This window comes from Cellulomonas sp. B6 (assembly GCF_001462455.1).
Taxonomy (GTDB): domain Bacteria; phylum Actinomycetota; class Actinomycetes; order Actinomycetales; family Cellulomonadaceae; genus Cellulomonas.
The window spans coordinates 22159-44052 of sequence record NZ_LNTD01000004.1 but is presented as its reverse complement, the minus strand read 5'-3'; the positions used below and the strand labels follow the sequence as shown (position 1 = coordinate 44052).

At 75.2% G+C, this 21894-nt stretch carries 18 protein-coding genes and 1 pseudogene; 9 read left to right on the top strand and 10 right to left on the bottom strand.

All coding sequences use genetic code 11. The annotated features are described in order from the left end of the window. Positions 1–87: 87 nt before the first annotated feature. From ATM99_RS00340 to ATM99_RS19885, 4 genes and pseudogenes are all read right to left on the bottom strand, one after another. Positions 88–1620, bottom strand: a complete 1533-nt coding sequence (locus ATM99_RS00340) for a class I adenylate-forming enzyme family protein (RefSeq protein ID WP_062100968.1) — start codon at positions 1618–1620, stop codon at positions 88–90. Positions 1621–1712: 92 nt separating this feature from the next. Then, a complete protein-coding gene (locus ATM99_RS00335; protein WP_062100967.1) occupies positions 1713–2954 on the bottom strand; it encodes an OFA family MFS transporter in 1242 nt (413 codons plus the stop codon). A gap of 13 nt (positions 2955–2967) precedes the next feature. After that, complete coding sequence (locus ATM99_RS19570) at positions 2968–3702, bottom strand: hypothetical protein (protein WP_223304734.1); 735 nt, start codon at positions 3700–3702, stop codon at positions 2968–2970. A 197-nt stretch (positions 3703–3899) separates the two neighbouring features. Continuing rightward, positions 3900–4559: pseudogene (locus tag ATM99_RS19885) on the bottom strand (CoA-transferase); the annotation flags it as partial. 215 nt (positions 4560–4774) lie between these two features. On the opposite strand from ATM99_RS19885, the gene ATM99_RS00325 reads away from it, so the two are divergent. From ATM99_RS00325 to ATM99_RS00305, 5 genes are read left to right on the top strand one after another with little or no spacing between them, the layout of a single operon-like run. Then, positions 4775–5917 (top strand): acyl-CoA dehydrogenase family protein, encoded by a 1143-nt coding sequence (locus ATM99_RS00325; RefSeq protein ID WP_046529386.1) that lies wholly within the window; start codon positions 4775–4777, stop codon positions 5915–5917. A gap of 32 nt (positions 5918–5949) precedes the next feature. Further along, on the top strand, positions 5950–6717 hold the full coding sequence (locus ATM99_RS00320) for a hypothetical protein (protein WP_062100966.1): 768 nt from the start codon (positions 5950–5952) through the stop codon (positions 6715–6717). Between the two features lie 23 nt (positions 6718–6740). Beyond that, on the top strand, positions 6741–7661 hold the full coding sequence (locus tag ATM99_RS00315; protein WP_062100965.1) for an electron transfer flavoprotein subunit alpha/FixB family protein: 921 nt from the start codon (positions 6741–6743) through the stop codon (positions 7659–7661). After that, positions 7658–8971, top strand: a complete 1314-nt coding sequence (locus ATM99_RS00310) for an FAD-dependent oxidoreductase (RefSeq protein WP_062100964.1) — start codon at positions 7658–7660, stop codon at positions 8969–8971. The genes ATM99_RS00315 and ATM99_RS00310 overlap by 4 nt, the downstream gene beginning before the upstream one ends. Beyond that, positions 8968–9258, top strand: a complete 291-nt coding sequence (locus ATM99_RS00305; protein ID WP_218779953.1) for a ferredoxin family protein — start codon at positions 8968–8970, stop codon at positions 9256–9258. The genes ATM99_RS00310 and ATM99_RS00305 overlap by 4 nt, the downstream gene beginning before the upstream one ends. Positions 9259–9305: 47 nt before the next feature. On the opposite strand, the gene ATM99_RS19130 is transcribed toward ATM99_RS00305, so the two are convergent. The 3 genes from ATM99_RS19130 to ATM99_RS00290 all read right to left on the bottom strand — a co-directional run bounded on the left by ATM99_RS19130 (position 9306) and on the right by ATM99_RS00290 (position 12935). After that, positions 9306–10145, bottom strand: coding sequence for a TetR/AcrR family transcriptional regulator (locus ATM99_RS19130; RefSeq protein WP_062100962.1), 840 nt, complete (start codon positions 10143–10145; stop codon positions 9306–9308). Between the two features lie 85 nt (positions 10146–10230). Next, entirely contained in the window at positions 10231–11268 is a 1038-nt protein-coding gene (locus ATM99_RS00295) for a phosphotransferase family protein (RefSeq protein ID WP_223304732.1), read from the bottom strand. A 278-nt stretch (positions 11269–11546) separates the two neighbouring features. Beyond that, positions 11547–12935, bottom strand: a complete 1389-nt coding sequence (locus tag ATM99_RS00290) for an MFS transporter (RefSeq protein WP_062100961.1) — start codon at positions 12933–12935, stop codon at positions 11547–11549. A 78-nt stretch (positions 12936–13013) separates the two neighbouring features. Here ATM99_RS00290 and ATM99_RS00285 point away from each other — a divergent pair, with 78 nt between their 5' ends. After that, a complete protein-coding gene (locus ATM99_RS00285; protein WP_062100993.1) occupies positions 13014–13304 on the top strand; it encodes a GNAT family N-acetyltransferase in 291 nt (96 codons plus the stop codon). Between the two features lie 217 nt (positions 13305–13521). Here ATM99_RS00285 and pgm read toward each other — a convergent pair whose 3' ends face one another. After that, a complete protein-coding gene (gene pgm / locus ATM99_RS00280) occupies positions 13522–15207 on the bottom strand; it encodes a phosphoglucomutase (alpha-D-glucose-1,6-bisphosphate-dependent) (protein WP_062100960.1) in 1686 nt (561 codons plus the stop codon). Positions 15208–15465: 258 nt separating this feature from the next. Here pgm and ATM99_RS00275 point away from each other — a divergent pair, with 258 nt between their 5' ends. Further along, complete coding sequence (locus ATM99_RS00275; protein ID WP_062100959.1) at positions 15466–16290, top strand: DUF5926 family protein; 825 nt, start codon at positions 15466–15468, stop codon at positions 16288–16290. Positions 16291–16397: 107 nt separating this feature from the next. Further along, positions 16398–17264: a glycosyltransferase family 2 protein gene (locus ATM99_RS00270; RefSeq protein WP_062100992.1), complete on the top strand. Its 867-nt coding sequence runs from the start codon at positions 16398–16400 to the stop codon at positions 17262–17264. On the opposite strand, the gene ATM99_RS00265 is transcribed toward ATM99_RS00270, so the two are convergent. Then, positions 17221–19560 (bottom strand): hypothetical protein, encoded by a 2340-nt coding sequence (locus ATM99_RS00265; RefSeq protein WP_082659086.1) that lies wholly within the window; start codon positions 19558–19560, stop codon positions 17221–17223. The two genes, ATM99_RS00270 and ATM99_RS00265, sit on opposite strands and share 44 nt — an antisense overlap. Before the next feature lie 140 nt (positions 19561–19700). Here ATM99_RS00265 and pheA point away from each other — a divergent pair, with 140 nt between their 5' ends. Continuing rightward, entirely contained in the window at positions 19701–20666 is a 966-nt protein-coding gene (gene pheA / locus ATM99_RS00260) for a prephenate dehydratase (RefSeq protein ID WP_062100991.1), read from the top strand. 52 nt (positions 20667–20718) lie between these two features. On the opposite strand, the gene ATM99_RS00255 is transcribed toward pheA, so the two are convergent. Continuing rightward, positions 20719–21858, bottom strand: coding sequence for a diacylglycerol kinase family protein (locus ATM99_RS00255; protein WP_062100958.1), 1140 nt, complete (start codon positions 21856–21858; stop codon positions 20719–20721). Between the last annotated feature and the right edge of the window lie 36 nt (positions 21859–21894).

The following is a 21894-nucleotide window of genomic DNA, read 5'->3' as shown; positions in this document are numbered from 1 at the left end:
GCCTCCGGGTGCCCGCACCCGCACGGGGTGTGAGCCGCGAGACGTCGGCGCCGCCGTCCTGCAGCGGCGGCGCGCCCGGGGGCGTGCTCAGCGCGCCGGCGGCCGCTCCACCACGCACGGTGCTGACGCCCGGCGGCCCAGGAGGTACGCGGCGAGCTCGCGCACGGACCGGCGGTCGACCTTGCCGCTCGCGGTGCGAGGCAGCTCCGTGAGCTCGACCAGGTGCTTGGGCAGCTTGTAGCGCGCGATCGAGCGCTCGGCGAGCGCCCGGGCCGTCGCCAGGTCGACCGGGCGCCCCGCGTGCGGCACGACCACCGCGACGACGACCTCGCCCCACGCGGGGTCGGGCACGCCGACGACCACGACCTCCTCGACGTCGAGGTCGGCCAGCGCCGCCTCGACCTCGACCGGGGGGACCTTCTCGCCACCGGTGTTGACGACCTCGGTGAGCCGCCCCGAGATCCGCAGCGCGCCGTCGGCGTCCCACGTGGCGAGGTCACCCGTGCGCAGCCAGCCGTCGCGCAGCGCCGCGTCGGTCGCGACCGGGTCGCGCCAGTAGCCGAGCATGACCTGGGGCCCGCGGACCGTGAGCTCGCCGACCCGGCCGGGCACGGTGACCTCGGCGCCCGTCTCGACCTCGACCAGGCGGGCCTCGAGGTGCGGCAGCGGCGTGCCGATCCCGCACGGACGCGGCACCGACCACGGGTCGCGCACGAGCGTGCCGGCCGGTGCCGTCTCGGTCATGCCCCACGACGCGTGCAGGCGCGCGCCGCGGGCCGTCCACGCGCGCAGCAGCGCGGTGGGGACGGGTGCGCCGCCGACGATCCCGGCGCGCAGGCCGGACAGGTCGGCGTCGTCGAACCCGGGCTCGTGCGCGACCGCGCCGAACATCGCGGGGACGCCGAACATCGTCGTGACGCCGTGGTCCCGCAGGTCGACGAGCGTACGGGCGGGGTCGAACCCGGCGCGCAGCAGCACGGTGCCGCCGCGCGCGAGCGTGCCGAGCATCACGCCGTTGAGGCCGCCGACGTGGAACAGCGGTGCCACGGCGAGCGCGACGTCGTCGGGGCGCAGGTCGAGCGTGTCCTCGAGGTTGTGGGTGCTCCACCACAGGTTGGTGTGGCTGAGCATGACGGCCTTGGGGTGGCCGGACGAGCCCGACGTGCACAGCAGCACGGCCAGGTCGTCGTCGTGCAGGGGCGCGCGCGGCGCCTCGGGGGCCGCGGCGGCGTCCGACCAGGGCAGATGCCGGGGGCCGCCGTCGCCCCACGGTGCGGTGACCACGTCGGGCGTGGTCACGACGACGTGCGGCTCGAGCAGCGCGAACGCGTCGGTCAGCTCGCGCGGGGCGGCGCGGAAGCTCAGGGGGGCGAAGACCGCGCCGAGGTGCTGCGCGGCGAGCAGCGTGACGACCGTGCCGCGGTGGTTGCGGCCGTGCCACGCGACGCGGTCGCCCGCGCGGGTCCCGGCCGCGTGCAGGCGCCCGGCGAGGGCCGTCGCCGCGTCGCGCAGCTGCGCGGCGGTCAGCGTCGTGCCGTCGTCGTCGACGAGCGCGAGCGCGGCGGGGGCCGTGGTCGCGCGGCGGTCGATCGCCGCCAGCAGCGACCGCTCGTGCGCCATGTGTCGTCTCCCGTCGGTCCTGCGTGGTGGGGGTGCCGGGCGCGGCCGGTGGAGGGCCGGCCGCGCCCGGTCGGTGTCGGACGGTGGCGGGGTCAGGCGGCCGCGCGGGCCGGTGCGGCGGGTGTCGGGGCGGTGGTGGCGCGCCCGACGCGCGCGAGCACGACCGTCAGCGCGAGGCCGACCAGCGCCACGACCACGGCGATGACGAACGGGCGGGTGTAGTCGCCCGTGGCGCCGCCGCCGAGGGTCGCACCGACCTTCGGCCCGAAGTACGCGGCGATCGAGTACGCGCTGAACATGATCCCGTAGTTGACCCCCTGGAAGCGGGGGCCGTAGGTCTTCATCGTGAGCGCGGGGAACACGCCCATGACGCCGCCGAAGCACAGGCCGAGCCCGACGATTCCGAGCACGAACCCGAGCGTCGAGTGCATGGTCAGCAGCACGACCATGGACAGCGCGACGACCGCGTAGATGCAGACGATCGCGTTGGTGTACCCGAGCCGGTCGGACACCGCGCCCCACACGAACCGCCCCGTGGCGTTGCACACGGAGTACACCGACACGAGCACGGCGGCGGTGGCGGCCGAGATGCCGAAGGACGCGGTCTGCGCGATGGGCGAGAGCTGCGAGGCGATCATGAGCCCCGAGAACGCACCGGCGCCGAGCATCACGAAGATGAGGTAGGCGCTCGGCGTGCGCAGCATCTGCGTCCAGGTCATGGTGACCGGGGCGGCGGCCCCGGTGGGCGGGGTCCAGCCCGCGGGCGCGTAGCCGACCGGGGCGGGCCGCACGAGCAGCGAGCCGAGGACCACGACGACCGCGTAGACCGCGCCCATGCGCAGGAACGCCGCGTCGGTGCCCGACGTGCGGATGAGCTGCTGCGCGACCGGCGCCGCGATGACCGACCCGGCGCCCATGCCGGCGGTGATGATCCCGGCGGCCATGCCGCGCCGGTCCGGGAACAGCTTGATCGTGTTGTTGAGGCACCCGGCGTACGCGAAGCCCTGCCCGAGGCCGGCGATCACGCCGTAGAACAGGTAGAGCTGCGTGAGGGTCGTCGCGGTGCCGGTGAGCACGAACCCGGCGGCGAACAGCACGGCGCCGATCGTGATGACCCAGCGTGCGCCGCCCCGGTCGATGAGGAAGCCGCCGAAGATCATCGGCAGCGGCGCGACCGCGCCGTTGATGGTGAACGCGAGCATGACCTGCGGCATGGTCCAGCCGTGAGCCTGCGTGAGCGGCACCGCGAACACGGAGAACGCGTAGATCGCGCCCGTGCAGAGCAGGATCAGGACGGACCCGGACAGGACCCGCCAGCGGTTGACGGTGGGCATCTCGGTGCCTCTCTTACAGCGTCGCGCCGGCGGGGGCCGGACGCTCGGTGGACGTGACGGTGCACAGCTCGCCCCAGGTCTCGCGGAAGATCCCCGCGGGCATGGGACGCAGGTCGGGGGACACCGCCGGGGCGAAGTCCATGAGGTCGAGCACGTCGCGCTGCAGGTCGACCCCGGGCGCGATCTCGACGAGCGTCATGACGCCGTCGACGAGCTCGAGGACGGCGCGCTCGGTGACGTAGAGCACGCGCTGCCCGCGTCGGGCGGCGTAGGGGCCGGAGAACGTGATCTGCTCGACGTCGGCGAGGAACTTGCGGGCCCGGCCCTCGGTGAGGATCCGCAGCTCGCCGTCCTCGACCGTGACCTCGAGCCCGCCGGCGGTGAAGGTGCCGGCGAAGACGAGGGTCGTCGCGGACTGGCAGATGTTGATGAACCCGCCGCACCCGGCGACGCGTGACCCGAACTTCGAGACGTTGACGTTGCCGTGCGCGTCGCTCTGCGCGAGCCCGAGCACCGCGACGTCGAGGCCGCCACCGTCGTAGAAGTCGAACTGCGCGTGCATGTCGACCAGGGCCTCGGGGTTGTACGCGTGGCCGAAGTCGCGCAGCCCCGCGGGGACGCCGCCGACGGCACCGGCCTCGGTGGTGAGCACGACCTGGTCGGCGAAGCCCTCCTCGGCGGCGACGGTGCCGACGTCGCACGGGATGCCGACGCCGAGGTTGAGCACGTCGCCGGGGCGCAGCTCCATCGCGCAGCGGCGCGCGATGATCTTGCGCTCGGACAGCGCGATGGGTGCGACGGACGACAGCGGGACCCGCAGCTGGCCGGAGAACGACGGGTTGTAGTGCGTGTTCTCGGTCTGGAAGTGGTTCTCGGGGGCTGCGAGACGACGACGTAGTCGACGAGCACGCCGGGGACCTTGACGAGGTTGGGGTCGAGCGTGCCCGCGGCGGCGACCGACTCGACCTGCGCGATGACGACGCCGCCGGAGTTGTGCGCGGCCTGCGCGAGCGGCAGGACCTCCATCTTGAGGCCCTCGTGGTCGAGCGTGAGGTTGCCGTTCTCGTCGGCGACGGTGCCGCGGATCAGCGCGACGTCGATCGGGAACGAGGGGTAGAACAGCCACTCCTCGCCCGCGAGCTCGAGCACCTGCACGACGTCGTCGGTGGAGGAGGGTGACATGCGCGCGCCCTCGACGCGCGGGTCGACGAACGTGCCGAGGCCGACCTTGGTGATGACGCCCGGGCGGGCGCCGGCGATCTCGCGGTAGAGCTGGGTGATGACGCCCTGGGGCAGGTTGTACGCCTGGCAGCCGTCGGCCTCGATGAGCTTCGCGAGCGCGGGGGAGGCGATCGCGATGCCGCCGATCCAGCGCTTGATGAGCCCGGGGTGGCCCCAGTGGCTCATGCCCTTGTCGCGCCGGTTCCCCACGGCGGAGGCGTGCACGACGGTGAGGTCGCGCGGCGATGCGTCGGCGAGGAAGCGCTGCTCGACGGCCGCGATCGTCTCCTCGTTGACGCACGCGAGCCCGAAGCCCGAGAGGCCGACGGTCGCTCCGTCGCCGATCAGGGCGGCCGCCTCCTGGGCGGTGATGACACGTGCCACGGTCCACACTCCTTCGTCTGGTGACCCGTGCTCACAGTTCCGGACCGTGCGCGTCCGCAATGAGGACCATCGTCCTGACCTTCCGGACCGGGTGCGTCCGAAACGGGGACCATCGTCCTGCGCGGCCCCCGTGGCGGTCGCGCCACCATGGTCGGCAGGTGTTGCGGACGAAGATCGTCCGTTGAACGACCACCGGATACGCGAAGGGGCGGACCATGGACTTCGGACTGACCGACGAGCAGGAGCTGCTGCTGTCGAGCCTCGACGAGCTGCTGGAGCGGGAGTGTCCCGAGTCCTACGTCGCCGACCTCGACCTGCACCACCAGCCGCCGACGAGCTTCCGCAAGGCGATGCACGAGGCGGGCTTCATGTCCCTTGGCTTCCCCGAGGAGTACGGCGGCATGCCGACCGACGCCGTCACGCTCGTGCTGCTCGCCGAGCGCGTGTGCCGCCAGGGCCTCAACAACGGGTTCGGCCTCGAGCTCCTGCAGGCCATGGACATCCTCGAGTTCGGCTCGACCGAGCAGAAGGACGAGATCCTCGGCCTGCTGTCCAACGGCGAGGTGCCCTTCGCGCTCGGCTTCACCGAGCCCGGCGCCGGCTCCGACAACTCCGCGATGGCCACCACCGCGGTGCACCACGACGGCATGGTGACGTTCAAGGGCACCAAGACCCTCATCACCAACGCGCTGCAGTCCAAGTACCTGCTGCTCATGGCCCGCAACCCCGAGGTCGAGGACAAGCGCCACGCGATCTCGATGTACCTCGTGCCGATGGACGCGCCGGGCCTGACCACCAACCAGCTCGACAAGATCCTGTGGCACATCTCCGACAGCTGCGAGATCTTCCTCGACGACGTCACGCTGCCCGAGAGCTGCCTGGTCGGCGTCAAGGGCAACGGCTTCAAGCAGCTCATGCGCAACTTCGAGTTCGAGCGCCTCGTCATCTCCGCGACCTGCCTGGGCCTGGCGCAGTGCGCGTTCGACGACGCCGCGTCCTACGCCGCGCAGCGCGTGCAGTTCGGCCGGCCCATCGGCGACTTCCAGCTCATCCAGCTCAAGCTCACCGACATGGCGATCAAGCTCGAGAACATCCGCAACTTCGTCTACCGCACGGCGTGGCTGCTCGACCAGGACCTGCCGCTGCGCAGCCAGGGCGCGCTGTGCAAGCGGTACGCCGCGATGGCCGCGTTCGAGGTCGCCGACGAGGCCATGCAGATCTTCGGCGGCGTCGGCGTCACCGTCGGCACGCGCGTCTCGCGCCTGTGGCGCGACCTGCGGGGCCACCGCTTCGGCGGCGGCACCGACGAGATCATGGTCCACATCGCGGGCCGCCAGATCGTCAAGGACCACGCCTGAGCCCCGGCTCGGCACCACGAAGGAGCCCGCACATGAAGATCGTCGTCGCCTACAAGTGGGCGCCCAACCCCCAGGACCTCGAGGTCCGGCCCGACGGCACCGTCGACGCCGGCCGCGCCAAGCCCGCCGTGAGCGAGTACGACCCGGTCGCGTTCGAGCTCGCGCGCCGGCTCGCCGACGCGACCGGTGGCGAGGTCGTCGGCCTCACGGTCGGGCCCGCCGCGATCGACACCCCGCTCGCCCGCAAGGCCGCGCTGTCCCGCGGCCTGGACCGGCTCGTGGTCGTCGCCGACGACGCGCTCGTCGGCGCCGACTCCACACGCCTCGCGGTCGTGCTCGCCGCCGCGGTGCGCGGCATCGGCGACGTCGACGTCGTCCTCACCGGCGACTCGTCGATCGACGTCGCCGAGGGGCAGGTGCCGCTCACGCTCGCCGGGCACCTCGGCTGGCTCGGGCTCGCCCGGGTCGCCGCGGTCGAGGCCGCCGACGGCGGGCTCGTCGTCGAGCGCGACCTGCCGGCCGGCGTCAGCGTGCTGCACGTCGCCGGCCCGGTCGTGCTCGCCGCGACCGCCGACGCCGTCGTCCCGCGCGTCGCGGGCATGAAGGACATCCTCGCCGCGGCCAAGAAGCCCGTCGAGGCGCTCGCCCTGGCGGCGCTCGACGTGCCGGCGCCCGGCACCGCCCTGACCACGCTCGCGACCGCCCGCCCCTCGCAGGGCGAGCGCCGTCGCGTCGTGCTCGAGGGCCCGACGGCCGTCGCCGACCTCGTCGCCGCACTCGACCTCGCCGGCGCGCGCTGACGCGCGGCACCCAAGGAGACGTCATGAACAGCAACCAGTCGTGGGTCGTCGTCGCTGACGAGCCCGCCGTCACGGGCCTCGTCACCACCGCACGGGAGCTCGCGCCGCAGGTCGTGGCCGTCGTCGTCGGGTCGCGTGAGGCCGCCGACGCCGCCGCACGCGCGGCCGACCGCGTCGTGTGGCTGGGCGAGCCCGGCCAGGTCCCCGTCGAGGCGTACGCGGCCGCCGTCGCGGACGTCGTCGCCGCGGCCGCCCCCGCGGCCGTCGTCGGCGCGACGAGCCCCGCCGCGCGTGCACTGCTCGGCGCCGTCGCGGCACGCCTCGGCGCACCGGTCCTCAGCAACGTGCAGCAGGTCGAGGCGGCGGCCGACGGCGCCGTGGTCACGCACGCCGTGCTCGGCGGGCTCGTCGAGCACCGCACGGGCGTCGCTGGCGTCCCGGTGCTCGCGGTCGACGCGGGCGCCGTGCCCGCCGACGGCCCGGCCGTCACGGTCGAGGAGGCCCCGGCGACGCCGTTCGCGGGCGTCACCGTCACGCAGGTCCGCCCGCGCGAGCGCACGGGCGGCGACCTCGGCTCGGCCCGCACGGTCGTCGCGATCGGTCGCGGACTGCGCGCCGAGGCCGACCTCGCGATCGTCACCGCGCTCACCGAGGCGCTCGGCGGCGAGCTCGCGTGCTCGCGCCCGCTCGCCGAGGGCGTCGACTGGGTCTCCAAGGACCGCTACATCGGCATCTCCGGCCAGCGCGTCTCGCCCGACCTGTACCTCGCGATCGGCATCTCCGGCCAGCTGCAGCACATGGTCGGCGTGCGCGGGGCCGGCACCGTCGTCGCGATCAACAGCGACAAGGACGCGCCCGTGTTCGCGCAGTGCGACTACGGGATCGTCGGCGACCTGTACGACGTCGTGCCCGCGCTGACCGCCGCGCTCGGGGGCGGGGCATGACCAGCCCGGAGCCCGACTTCGACGTGATCGTCGTCGGCGGCGGCCCCGCCGGCGCGGTCGCGGCGCACCAGCTCGCGACCGCGGGACTGTCGGTCGTGCTCATCGAGCGCGGCGAGACCCCGGGCTCGAAGAACCTGTCCGGCGGCGTGCTCTACGGGCGCGTGCTCGACCAGGTCTTCCCCGGGTTCGCGCAGGAGGCGCCCGTCGAGCGCCGCATCACGCGGCACGTCACGACGTTCCTCACACCGGACTCCGCGGTGTCGCTCGACTACCGCGGCGGCCCGCTGGCCGACCCCGTCAACGCCGTGACGGTGCTGCGCGCGAAGCTCGACCCGTGGCTCGTCGAGCGCGCGGAGGAGGCCGGGGCGTTCGTCATGCCCGGCGTCCGCGTCGACGAGCTGCTGCGCGAGCCCGGCCCGCACGGCCGCCCGCAGGTCGTGGGCGTGCGCGCGGGCGACGACGAGCTGCGCGCCCGCGTGGTGGTCGCCGCCGACGGCGTCAACTCGTTCCTCGCCCGGAGCATCGGTCTGCGCCCGCAGCCGCCCGAGCACCACCTCGCGGTGGGCGTGAAGGCCGTCGTGCGGCTGCCGCGCGAGGCGGTCGAGGACCGCTTCGGCGTCAGCGGCGACGACGGCGCCGCGCACGCGATCGTCGGGGACTGCACGCACGGCATCGGCGGCGGCGGGTTCCTCTACACCAACACCGACTCGCTGTCCGTGGGCGTCGTGCTGCGGCTCGACGACCTGCTGCGCTCGGGTCGCACCGCGATCGAGGTGTTCGAGGACTACCTCGACCACCCCGGCCTCGCGCCCTACCTGCGCGGCGGCGAGATCGCCGAGTACGGCTCGCACCTGGTCGCCGAGGGCGGCCTCGCGATGGTCGGGGACGTGCACACCGACGGCCTCGTGGTCGTCGGCGAGGCCGCCGGGCTGACCATCAACTCGGGGCTCACCGTGCGCGGCATGGACCTCGCCGTGGGCTCCGCGCTCGCGGCCGCCACGGGCGTCGCCGAGGCGATCGCCGCCGGCGACGTCAGCCGCGACGGCCTCGCGGCCTACCGCCGCCACCTCGACGAGTCCTTCGTCATGGCGGACATGCGCACGTACGCCAAGGCGCCCGCGTTCCTCGAGCGCACCGGCATGTACGGCGCGTACGGCGAGCTCGCCGCGGACCTGTTCCGCGACGTGTTCAGCCTCGACACCACGCCGCGGCGCCACCTCGCGAAGGTCGCGCTCGGGGCGTTCAAGCGGTCACCCGTGACCGTGCGTCAGCTGGTCTCCGACGGATGGGCAGGGGTGAGGGCGCTGTGAGCACGTCGCAGACGGTCACGGTCCGGCTGGCACGCAACCGGTTCCTCCTCGACGAGGAGGAGTCGCACATCGAGATCGACCAGGAGGTGTGCCGCAGCACCGGGACCGGCAAGCGCCTCGTGGCGGTGTGCCCCGCCGGGGTCTACACCGAGCGCGAGGACGGCACGATCGACGCCGAGTACGCGGCCTGCCTGGAGTGCGGCACGTGCCTGGCGGTCGCGGCGCCGGGGGCGCTGCGGTGGCACTACCCGCGCGGGGGCTTCGGCGTGGCCTTCCGCGAGGGCTGAGGACGGCTCCTCTCTCCCCGAGGGAGCCTCGACGGCACCGGGACGCGTCAGCGCGTGCCGGTGCCGTCGTCCGTCGTGGCGGTGGCGGGCGTCGGGGGCGTCGCCGGGGTCCGGGGCCCGGTGGACGGGAACGCGTACCCCGCGGCGCGCAGCTGGTCGTCGACCATGAGCTCGACGTACTCGTCGATCGTGTCCCGGACCCGGTCGCGCAGGTGCGGCGGCGTCACGATGACGTGCATGAGCACGGCGCCCTCGACCGCGTCGAGGATGCGCATGGGGGAGGCGTCGGGCGCGAGCTCGCCCTGGCGCACCGCCTCGGCGACGCGCTCGCGCTCGGCGAGCACGTAGCTCGTCAGCGCCTGGCGACGCACCTCGGAGAGCAGCTCGGGGTGCGCCTGCGCCTCGGCGTACAGGCGGATCATGGCCATGCCGTTCTCGCCGAGGTACTGCTGCGCGCGGCGACGCGCGTGCCGGACCAGGTAGTCGCGCAGCGTGCGAGGGGCGGACTCGGTGTCGGCCGACGCCGCGGCGGTGCCGTCGGCGGTGGGGGACGCCGTGCCGGGTGCGGCGCCGGCCTCGGCGCCGGTCGCCTCCCCAGGGGCGGCGGCGCCACCGGTCGCGCCCTCGTCCTCGTCCTGGACGCGGCGCAGCGCCTCGACCAGCAGCTCGGCGCGGTCCGACCACCGCAGGTAGATCGCCGACTTGCCGATGCGCGCACGGGCCGCGACGCCGTCGAGCGTGAAGCCGGCCCAGCCCTTCTCGGCGAACAGCCCGAGCGCGGCGCGGTGCGCCCGTCGCGCGAGGTCGGGGTCCCGCGGGCGGCCGCGGGGGCTGCGTGCGGCGGGGGTCGGGGACCCGGAGGTCTCTGCCGTCGGGGTCGCCGTCACCTGGTCAGGGTAGTGCGTGCGGTCGGTCGTCCGCGGGCGTGACCAGGGTCCGGATGGGCCGTGGGCCTGACGCGGCCGGCCACGCTCAGCGACGCAGCAGCTCGTCCAGCGCCCAGCCCAGGAGCTCGCCGGACGTGCGGCGGTACCACGCACCGCCCTCGCCGTCGTACCCGCGGGGCTCGGCCTCGACGTGCAGGATCATGCTCATGTACATGCGATAGAGCATGAAGCGTACGTAGGCGTCCTCGTCGTCGATGCTCAGCGGTGCGCCGCCCTCGCGCAGCCCCGCGAGCAGCCGCGGCGCGGGGGTGTCGCGCCCGAACTGGTCGGCCCCGATCAGGTCCATCAGCGGGTCCGCCCACAGCGCCCGCTCGGGGTCGATGACGCCGACGAGCTCGCCCTCGGCGGTGACGAAGACGTTGCCCTCCCACAGGTCGCCGTGCACCAGCACGGGCGTCGTGACCCGCGCGAGCACGTCGTGGTGGCGCGCGAGCACGGTGCGCACGTCGTCGGGCCGCAGGTCGACGCCCCACCGCACGCCGTCGCCGAGGATCGCCTCGACCATCCGCCCGAACGCCTCGGGCCACGTGTCGCCGTGCAGCCGCGCACCGGCGGGCCCGTCGGTGCCCGCGGGCTCGGCGACCGAGCGCACGTACCCGAAGCGCTCACCGGTCACGGCGTGCAGGCGCGCCATGAGCACCCCGAGCTCGTGCTGCGTGCGCGCCGCGCGCGGGTCCTCGTCGACCTTGCCGAACCCCGCCTCCTGCCAGGGCGTGCCGGGCAGGAACGACGCGACGACGACGTCGCCCGGCAGGTCCGTGCGCGAGCCGTCGAACCGCAGCAGCCGAGGCATGCGCAGCTCGGGCCGGTCGGCGGCCAGCTCGTAGACCAGCGACTCGGAGCGCACGAGGTCCAGCTCGTACGTCATGAGCCGCTCGGAGGCCGTCGGCGCGGTCTTGACGACCACGCGCGTGCCGTCGGCGAGGTCGACCGCGTAGGTCGTGGCGAAGTAGCCCCCGGTCAGCGGGGTCGCGCCGGTCAGCTCCCCGACGGGGGCGACCACGCGGGTCAGGGCGGCGATCGTCGCGTCGTCGACGGTCGGGGCGATGGCGGCGCTGCTCACGGCCGTCACCCTAGGGGCGCCACCGGCCCCGGCCCAGGACTTTGCGCAGGGTCACCCGGGTGTCGCGGTCCGCGCCGGGGTGCGGTGTGCGCAGCGCGACGGACGTGCCGGAGGCTGCCGGACGCGACGTGCTCGACGCCGCGTCGCGGACGTGCCGTGCGGACGGACGTGCCGTGCGGACGGACGAGCCGTACGGACGGACGTGCCGTGCGGACGGACGAGCCGTACGGACGGACGTGCCGTGCGGACGGACGACCTGCCGCGCGGCGGCGGGCGGCTCAGCGCTCGGAGGTCTCGGCCGTCCGGTCGGTCGCGAGCTCGGCCGCCGCGACCGCCGCGCCGGCGGTGGGGCTGGTCGGCTGGTCCTCGACGCACGTCGCGTCGGCGGACGTGTGCCCGTGCGTGGCGGGCCGGGCGTCCGCGGCCGCCGTCGGCGCGTCCCCCGGTGCGTCGTCCGCCGGGTCCGCGGACCGCACCGCCGCCTGCCGGCGCAGCGACGGCAGCGCGACGAGCGTCGCGACGAGCGCGGCCGCGCCGGACACGACGACGACGAGGAAGCCCGCGTGCGAGCCGCCCGCGTCGATCTGCGTGCCGGCGAGCGACGAGCCGACCGACACCCCGACGCTCAGGCCCGTGCCGACCCACGTCAGACCCTCGGTGAGCCGACCGGACGGCACGAGCTCGGCGACCAGCGCGTTGCCGTTGATGATCGACGGCGCGATCGCGAACCCGACCACGAACATGACGCCCGCGAGCACCCACAGCGACTGCGTGAGGAAGAACGCGCACACCCCGAGCGCGAGTGCGACCACGCCGATCGCGAACCGTCGGTGCAGCGGCGACACCCAGTGCCGCGCGCCGTACAGCAGGCCGGAGATGAGCGAGCCGAGCGCGAAGACCGCGAGGATCAGGCCCGCCGACCCCTTGCTGCCCTGCTCCTCGGCGAACGCGACCGTGGAGACGTCGGTCGCGCCGAAGATCCCGCCGATCGCGACGAACACCAGGATGATCACGAGCATGCCGGGCCGCGCGAGGACGCTGCCGCGCGGGCGCGGCTCGTGCGCGGCGGCGACGCCGGGCTCGGTGCGGCGCAGCGAGAGGAACGCCAGGCCCCCGACGAGCATCGCGACGACGGGCACGATCAGCCCGGCGGTCGGCGCGACGCTCGTGGCGAGCGCGGTCGCGGCGACGGGGCCGACCACGAACACGAGCTCGTCGAGCGCGGACTCGAGCGAGTAGGCGGTGTGGATGCGCCGCGGGTCGTCGCCCAGCACGTGCGTCCAGCGTGCGCGCACGAGCGAGCCGAAGGACCCGATCGTCGCACCCGCGAGCACCGCGGTGACGTACAGCCACGCGGACGGCGCGTGCACCGACGCCGCGACGATCAGCCCCACGATGCTCGACGCCGACACCACGATCGCGGGGCGCATGACGCGCGCCTGCCCGTACCGGTCCACGAGGCGCGCGATCTGCGGGCCGCCCGCGGCCTGCGCGACGACCATCGCGGCGGACACCCGCCCGGCCAGGCCGTACGACCCGTACAACGACGAGACCATGAGGACGATGCCGATGCCGACCATCGACATGGGCAGACGGGCGACGACACCGGTGGCGGAGAACGCGAGTGCGCCAGGGCGCGCGAGGACGTCCCGGTAGGGCTTGAGCATGTGCTCACTGTCGCACCCGTCGCCGACACCTCGGGACCACGCGTGCGCGGGACGCGACGAGCGCCGATGATCGTCGCCATGAGCGACGTGGTGGTGACCGACGTGCCCGCCGAGGGCCGGTTCGAGGCGCGCACGCCCGACGGTGAGCTGCTGGGCCTCGCGGCCTACGTGGTCGACGCCGGGCGCGTGGTGTTCACGCACACCGAGGTCGAGCCGGCGGCCGAGGGGCAGGGCGTCGGCTCGGCGCTCGTGCGCGGCGCGCTCGACGACGTGCGCGCGTCGGGGCGCCGCGTCGTCGCGCTGTGCCCGTTCGTCAAGGCGTACGTCGCACGGCACGCCGAGTACCAGGACCTGCTGGACCACCGCTGACCCGGTGACCGGATCGCACTCTCACCCCTTCCTTGAAGAGCGTGAGAGTGCGATCGGGTCAGCCTCCCTGTGGGGCGTGAGAGTGCGATCGGGTCAGCCTCCCCGTGGGGAGTGAGGGTGCGATCGGGTCAGCCTCCCCGTGGGGCGTGAGGGTGCGATCGGGTCACCCGTCCCCGTGGGGCGTGAGAGTGCGATCCGGTCACCCTCCCCGGCGGCGTCAGGCCTGCAGCGCCTGCGCGACGACGTCCTTCGCGGCCTCCTGCACCTGCGCGAGGTGCTCGGGGGACACGAACGACTCGGCGTAGATCTTGTAGACGTCCTCGGTGCCCGACGGCCGCGCCGCGAACCACGCGTTCTCGGTGGTGACCTTGAGGCCGCCGATCGCGGCGTCGTTGCCGGGCGCGCGCGTGAGCTTGGCCGTGATGGGCTCGCCCGCGAGCTCGGTGGCCGTGACCTGCTCGGGCGAGAGCGCCGCGAGCGTCGCCTTCTGCTCGCGCGTGGCCGCGGCGTCGACGCGCGCGTAGAACGACTCGCCGAACCGGTCGACGAGCTCGGCGTGGTGCTGCGACGGGCTCTTCCCCGTCGTCGCGAGGATCTCGGAGGCGAGCAGCGCGGGCAGGATGCCGTCCTTGTCCGTCGTCCACACCGTGCCGTCGGTGCGCAGGAACGACGCGCCCGCGGACTCCTCGCCCCCGAACCCGACGGAGCCGTCGATCAGCCCGGGCACGAACCACTTGAAGCCGACCGGCACCTCGAGCAGCCGGCGGTCGAGCGACGCCGCGACGCGGTCGATCAGCGACGACGACACGAGCGTCTTGCCGATCGCGGTGCCGGCGGGCCAGCCCGGCCGCGCGCCGCCGTAGAGGTACGCGATCGCGACGGCGAGGTAGTGGTTGGGGTTCATGAGCCCCGCGTCGGGCGTGACGATGCCGTGCCGGTCGGAGTCGGCGTCGTTGCCGGTCGCGATGTCGAACGGGGTCCGGCCGTCCGGGCCGGGCTGCATGCGCTCGAGCAGCGACGCCATCGCGTACGGCGACGAGCAGTCCATGCGGATCTTGCCGTCCCAGTCGAGCGTCATGAACGCCCACCGCGGGTCGACCTCGGGGTTGACGACCGTGAGGTCGAGCCCGTAGCGCTCGCCGATCGCACCCCAGTACTCGACGGACGCCCCGCCGAGCGGGTCGGCGCCGATGCGCACGCCCGCCGCGCGGATCGCGTCGAGGTCGACGACGTTCGCGAGGTCGTCGACGTACGACGTGAGGTAGTCGTGCTTGCGGGTCGTGGGCGCCGCGAGCGCCTGCACGACACCCACGCGCGGCACGTTCCGCCACCCGCTGCGCAGGATCTCGTTGGCGCGGTCCGCGATCCACCCGGTCGCGTCCGAGCCGGCGGGGCCCCCGTGCGGCGGGTTGTACTTGAAGCCGCCGTCGCGCGGCGGGTTGTGCGACGGGGTGACGACGATCCCGTCGGCCAGGCCCGGGCCCTGCGTCCGCACGCCCGCGGCCGTGCCCGCGCCGTTGTGGCGCAGGATCGCGAGCGACACCGCGGGCGTCGGCGTCCAGGAGTCGCGCGCGTCGACGTGCACCTCGACCTCGGCCGCCGCGAGCACCTCGAGCGCGGTCGTCCACGCGGGCTCGGACAGCGCGTGCGTGTCGCGCCCGATGAACAGGGGACCGTCGGTACCCTGCGTGCGGCGGTACTCGACGATCGCCGCCGTGATGGCCACGATGTGCGCCTCGTTGAACGCGCCGTCGAGCGACGACCCGCGGTGGCCCGACGTGCCGAACGCGACCCGCTGCGCCGGGTCGTCCAGGTCGGGGGAGCGGTCGTGGTACGCGGTGAGCAGGGCGTCGACGTCGACGAGGTCGGAGGGCTGGGCGGGGGTGCCGGCGCGCGGGTCCATGCCCCGATCCTCCCGCAGCCGAGGCCCGCCGCGCACCCGCTCGGACCGCTCGCCTCCGCCCTCGGCCCGACACCCGCCGGCGCGGGCCGCCCCGCCTCTTCGCCCACCGCCCTTCTTCGCCGACGGACAGGCGTACGGACGACGGACAGGTGCGTGCCGCTGTCCGTCGTCCGTGCGGGTGCCCGTCGGCGTGGGGTGGGTCGGCGGGCGGTCGGAGCGGCGGAGGTCGGCGGGAGCGGAGTCGCTAGGCTGACGCGCATGGCCAAGAAGACGACCGACTTCGTGCTGCGCCCGTTCGAGGGCCTGCCCGGGGAGCCCGACTGGGTCGCGATGCGCGAGCTCGTGCCCGCCGCGACCGCGACCGCCCGGACCACCGCCGAGCACGGCGCGCGGGACGTCGTCGTCACGACGGTCCTGCCCGAGAGCTGGGCCGCGCTGCACCGTGCCGACGGCGTCGTGCTGGTCGCGCTGCAGACCGGGACGAGCTCGGGCGACGCGTCGCGCGACGTCGCGGCGGCGCTGCTGCTCGCGCTCGACGCCGAGCCCGGCAGCGCGATCGAGACGATCGGCCTGCCGACGCCCGGCCCGCGGCTGCAGGACGTCCTCGACCTGACCGTGCCGTTCGAGGTCACCGTCCAGGAGAGCTTCTCGTACTGGCTGGACCCGAGCACCGAGATCACGCCCGACCTGCAGGCCGCGATGGAGGACGCCGACGCCGGCATCATCGACACCCGCCGCCTCGCGTCGGCCGAGTCCGCCTACTGGTGCCGCATGGGCGCGCGCGAGTACCTGCGGTGGGCGCAGGCCGAGGACGAGCAGGTCGTGCTCGACGGCCTCGCGCGGCTGCACGGCCGCCGCGAGTCCGGGTTCGACGGCCACAAGTTCATCGGGTACTTCCGCGCCGCGGGCATCGTCGTCCCGGTGTGGGAGCTGGCGCGCGGCTCCGAGGCCGAGGACGTCGAGGACGGCGTGAAGGCGTTCGCGCCCCTGCTCGCCGCGGCCCTCGCCGACGACGCCCCGCTCGACGCGGACGCGCGTCGCGCCCGCGCGGGCCTCGTGGCCCGGCAGGTCACGCTGCGCTGAGCGCGACGGCACGCAGGCAGGTCGCGGACGGGGTCGGGGGCGCAGCGCGCGCCCGGCCCCGTCGCTCGTGAGGCGACCACCCGCCGGCGCTCGCTAGGGTGGTGCCCGTGACTGGCACGGGGAGCGAGGGCGTCCGACCGGGGGCCGACGCGACCGACGACGCGACCGCGACCCCCCCGACGGCGGAGCGCCGCGCGTCCGCACCGCGCGGGGCTCGCGCGCCGCGGCAGCGCGTGGCGGTGATCATCCCCGCGAAGGACGAGTCGCGCCGCATCGCCGCGACCGTCCGCGCCGCGCGTGCCATCCCGTACGTGGACCTCGTGCTCGTGGTCGACGACGGCTCGGAGGACAACACGCAGCACGTCGCGCGCGAGGCCGGTGCGGTCGTCGTGCGGCACTCGCACAACCGCGGCAAGGCCGCCGCGATGGAGACGGGCGCCGCGGTCGTCGCGATGCGCGACGCTCCGGACCGCGCGCCGCGGCACCTGCTGTTCATCGACGGCGACCTCGCCGAGACGGCCGTCAACACGGCCCCGCTCGTGCCGCCGGTGCTCGAGGGCGTCGCCGACCTGACGATCGCGCTGCTGCCGCCGCAGCCCGGCGCGGGCGGGCGCGGCATCGTCGTCGGCGCGGCGCGCCGCGCGATCGCGTCGATGACGGGCTGGACCCCCACGCAGCCGCTGTCGGGCATGCGCTGCCTGACCCGTGAGGCGTTCGAGGCCGCGACCCCGCTCGCGCGGGGCTGGGGCGTCGAGACCGGCATGACGATCGACCTGCTGCGGCAGGGGTTCCGCGTGCTGGAGGTGCCGTGCGAGCTGCGGCACCGCCCCTCGGGCTCCGACCTCAAGGGTCAGCTGCACCGCGCGGCGCAGTACCGCGACGTGCAGATCGCCGTGAACGCGCGCCGCGCGCGCGCCGCGGTGGGCGGTCTCAGGCGGGCGACGACCCCGCGGGAGCGTCCGGCCGGTCGCTGACCGCCGCGTCCGGGTCCCGACCGGGCCCGGCGGCGATCGCCTCGTCGTCGTCGCGCGCGTCGAGACGCCACTGCGCGGCTGCGGCCACGAGGCACGGCACCGCGACCGCGATGCCCATCGCCGGGACGATGATCCCCGAGTCGTTCATGAGGAAGCCGACCGTGAGCGCGACGCCGGTCGCGGCGACCGCGGGGCGCAGCAGCGGCACCGCGCGCTGCAGCCCGGCGAGGGGTGAGCCCTCACCCATGAGCGCGCCGCGCCGGGGCCGGGGCCCGACCAGCACCAGCAGCACGAGGGCGACCCCGCCGATGGCCAGCACCAGGTAGCGCCACGACGTCAGGACCCGCAGGTTGACCGACAGCTTGCGCCAGACGACGTCCCACAGCCCGCCGTCGAGCACGGTGTCGAGGAACCGACCGACGTGCGTGCGCTCGGCGGCCGGCCGCAGCCAGTCGAGGTAGGCGAACCCGAGCACGACGGCGGCGCCGACCGCGCACACGACGAGCACGGTCCGCCAGGACACGCGCCGCCCGCTCACGGCGACCGCGAGCATCGCGAACGCGACGAGCAGCGCGGGCGGGCCGCCGAAGTCGGCGCCCCAGGACGGCGAGCCGTTCACCACGACGATCGCCAGCCCGATCCCGGCGACGGCGGCCACGGCGGCGCGGCGGTGCCCACGGCGCAGCAGGGCGTCGGCGGCGACGACCGCGACGAGCACGCCCGCGGCCAGGACCAGCGCGAAGGCCTGGTTGCTCATGCCGTAGAACCGCGCCGCGAGGATCCGGTGCGCGCCGAGCGGCGAGTCCACCAGCAGGTTCGACCCCGTGACGGCGTCGACGAGGATGACGCCGACCGTGACCGCCGCGACGACGCCGGCGGGGCCGAGCACGTGGCGCCGCCACGGGCCGGCGAGCGCGACGACGGTGACCACGGCGATCCAGCCGACGACGACCGCCCAGAACGCGGTCGCGGGCCGGTCGGAGCGCCACCAGGGCACGGTCCCGGCGAGGAACGACGCGACGGGTGCGGCGCCCAGCGCGAGCGCCGCGACCTGCAGCACCCGCAGCGCGGGTCGCAGCGGTGCGCGGTCGGTGCGGCCGCGCACGAGCAGGACGATCGCGGCGACGATGAACAGCGCGGCCTGGCTGAGCACCATGCGGGCCGAGAACGCGCCGTGCACCCGGGTGATCGCGCTGGCCTCCTCCTGGATGTCGAGCACGCGTGCGACGCGCGCGCCGCCGGTGTCGGGGCCGGGCGTGGGCACGACGGTCGCTCCCGGGATCGTCGTGACGTCCGGCAGGCCCAGCAGCGACAGGACGGTCGGGGTGACGTCGACGGTCTGCACGAGTCCGGGCTGCCGGGTCGAGCCGGAGGTCAGCAGGCTCGCGCCGTACGCGTCGCCGCTCGCGCGGGGCCCGGTGGCGGCGACGAGCTGCAGCGCGACGCGACCGGAGTCGGCGAGCGAGACGACGAGCACGGTCGCGTCACGCCCCCGCAGGCCGTCGAGCACGGCGTCGACGTGCGCGTCGATCGTGACGGCCTGCTGCGCGCGCGTCGGCTCGACGATCGACTCGGACCCGGGGAGCTCCTGGGAGCCGCCGAGGCCGAGGCCGGGGTCCTCCTCCTCCTCGCCGGGCGTGACGGTGGGCGTGGGGGTGCTGGGCCGCGCCGCGGTCGCCCAGCCCGGGTCCCGGACGACGCCCGCGTCGACGACGATCAGCCCGGAGGTGGCCGAGGCGTCGCGGACCGCGCGCTGCAGGTCGCGTGCCTGCTCGGGCATGCGCAGGTGCGTGCCGACGGGCACGCCGTCGGTCCCGGCGAGCGCGATCGCCGCGCCCGGGCCGATGCCCGTCGCGACGGTGCCGGACCGCTGGAGCTCGTCCCCCAGCAGGCCGAGCCGGGCGCGGTACGACTCGCCCGCGGCGGCGGCGCGGTAGTCGTCCCACCCGGGCACCTGGCCGGACTCGCCGGGGTCGCGCAGCGTGCGGCACGTGCCGTCCTCGGCGGGGAGGTCGGCGGCGCGGTTGCCGGCCGACACGGCGAGCCACCCGTCGGCGGGGCAAGCGCGCGAGCGCACGGAGCGCGTCGTGACGGTGCCGACCGAGCCCTCACGGGACAGGCCCCACAGGGCGGGGGTGGTCAGGGAGCCGATGTCGTCCCAGCGCAGCCCGGTGACGCCGACGAGCACGACGGGCCCGGGTGCGGCGTCCGGCTCGGCGGCGTGCGCGGGGGCGCCGACGAGGACGGCGAGGCCGGTGACGAGGGCAGCGGTCAGCGCGCGGAGGGTCCGGGGCACCGCCCCAGCGTACGTGCGGGCACTAGGCTCGGCGGCGCCGGGGACGCGGCCGCGCACCGAGCGGACGCGAAGCCCTCGCGGCGCACGCACAGGTCGGCCGCACGCGAGCCACGGCGGGACGACGTGCGGAGGGAGTGGGCATGACGGCGCTGCGCTACGCGTACCTCGGGCCGGCGGGGACGTTCACGGAGGAGGCGCTGCGGCAGGTCGCGTCGAGCGACGACGCGGTGTACCTCCCGCAGACCGACGTGGGCTCGGCGATCGCGGCGGTGCGCGCGGGTGAGGCGGACCGTGCGGTGGTCGCGATCGAGTCGACGGCCGAGGGCGGCGTGACCGCGACGCTCGACTCGCTCGCGACGGGGACGCCGCTCGTCCTGCTGCGCGAGGTGCTGGTGCCCGTGCAGTTCACGCTGGTCGCGGCGCCGGGCACGCGTCTCGCGGAGGTCCGGCGCGTGTCGGCGCACCCGCACGCGTGGGTGCAGTGCCGCCGGTGGCTCGCGGCGCACGTCCCGGACGCGGTGCACGTGCCCGCGACCAGCAACACCGCGCCTGCGGCGCTGCTGTCCGACGCGCTCGCGTCGGGGGACCCGGACGCGGCCCGGGGGCTCGCGTTCGACGCGGCGCTCGTCCCGCCCGCGGCGGTCGCGACGTACGGGCTCGCACCGCTGGCCGAGCGCGTCGCGGACAACCCGTCGGCGCTCACGCGGTTCGTGGTCGTGGGCCCGCCGGGCGAGGTGCCGGCGCCCACGGGCGCGGACAAGACGACGCTCGTGGTGCACCTGCCCGACAACGAGGCGGGTGCGCTGCTCGCGATGCTCGAGCAGTTCGCGGCGCGCGGCGTCAACCTCTCGCGCATCGAGTCGCGCCCGATCGGCGACGCGCTGGGTCGGTACTCGTTCTCGATCGACGCCGAGGGGCACGTCACGGACGAGCGCATGGGCGAGGTGCTGATGGGGCTGCACCGGCGCTGCCCGTACGTGCGGTTCCTCGGGTCCTACCCGCGCGCGGACGCGGTCGCACCGCTGGTGCACGTGGGCACGGCGGACGCCGACTTCGTCGAGGCGCGGCGCTGGCTGTCGCGGCTGCGGGCGGGCGACGCGACCTGACGCGCGACGTCCGGGGCGTCGTGCTCGCGCCGGCGCCCGTGCCGGGCGCGGCTCAGCGCGCGACGCGCACGACGAGCGCGCCGGGGTCGACGCGTGCGGCGACCTCGCGCGCGCGGCCCACGATGTCGCCGTCGACCTGCACGTGCTCGCCGCCCGCGACCTCGATGTGCAGCTCGCGCGCGCGGGCGTGGTCGATGCGGCCGATCTTGTTGGGCAGCTCGTTGCGCACGCCGACGCCCTGCAGCACGACCTCGCCGAGCAGCTGCGCCCAGCCGGCGATGCCGGCACGCGTGTCGATCACGGCGACGTCGAGCACGCCGTCGTCGAGCACCGCGTCGGGCAGCAGCGTGATGCCGCCGGGCAGGCGCCCGCAGTTGCCGATGAGCAGGCTGCGCAGCCGCACCTGCTGCGCGGGCCTGCCGTCGAGCGCGAGCCGGACGCGCAGCCGGCGGCCGTGCAGGTGCTTGACCCCCGCGACGAAGTAGGCGATCCAGCCCATGCGTGCCTTGAGCTGGTCGTCAGCGTCGGCGACCATCGCGGCGTCGAACCCGAGCCCGGCGATGACGAGGAAGATGTGGTCGCGCGGCTCGTCGGTGTCGGCGGGCTCGTCGTCCGCGGCCTCGGCGACGTCGTCGTCCATCTCGGACTCGTGCTTGAGGACCCGCAGCCAGCCCACGTCGATGCGCTTGTCCTGCCCGTCGACCGCGAGCTGCATCGCGCCGATCGGGTCGTTGAGCGGCACGTCGAGGTTGCGCGCGAGCAGGTTGCCGGTGCCCAGCGGCATGAGGCCCATCGGCACGTCGGTGCCCGCGAGCGCCTCCGCGACCGCGCGCACCGTGCCGTCGCCGCCGACCGCGACGACGAGGTCGGCACCGGCCGCCACCGCCTCGCGCGCCTGCCCGACGCCCGGGTCCTCGACGGTCGTCTCGAACCACAGCGGCTCGGGCAGGTACTGCTCGCTCGCGGCCTTGCGGACGGCCGCGCGCAGCGACGTCACGTCGGGCTTCGAGGGGTTGGCGACGAACGCGACGAGCTGGCCGCGCTGCGACGGCGCGGCGGACGTCCCCGCGGCGGCGTCCGGTGCCAGCTGCGCACGCAGGCGGCCCTGCTGGCGGTAGACCCACAGCCCCAGCCCGACGGCCACGAGGGCCAGCACAGCGGCGGCCAGCGCCACCCAATCCACCCATGACATGCCCGGAATCTACGGCCGCGCGGGCTCCCGCGCAGG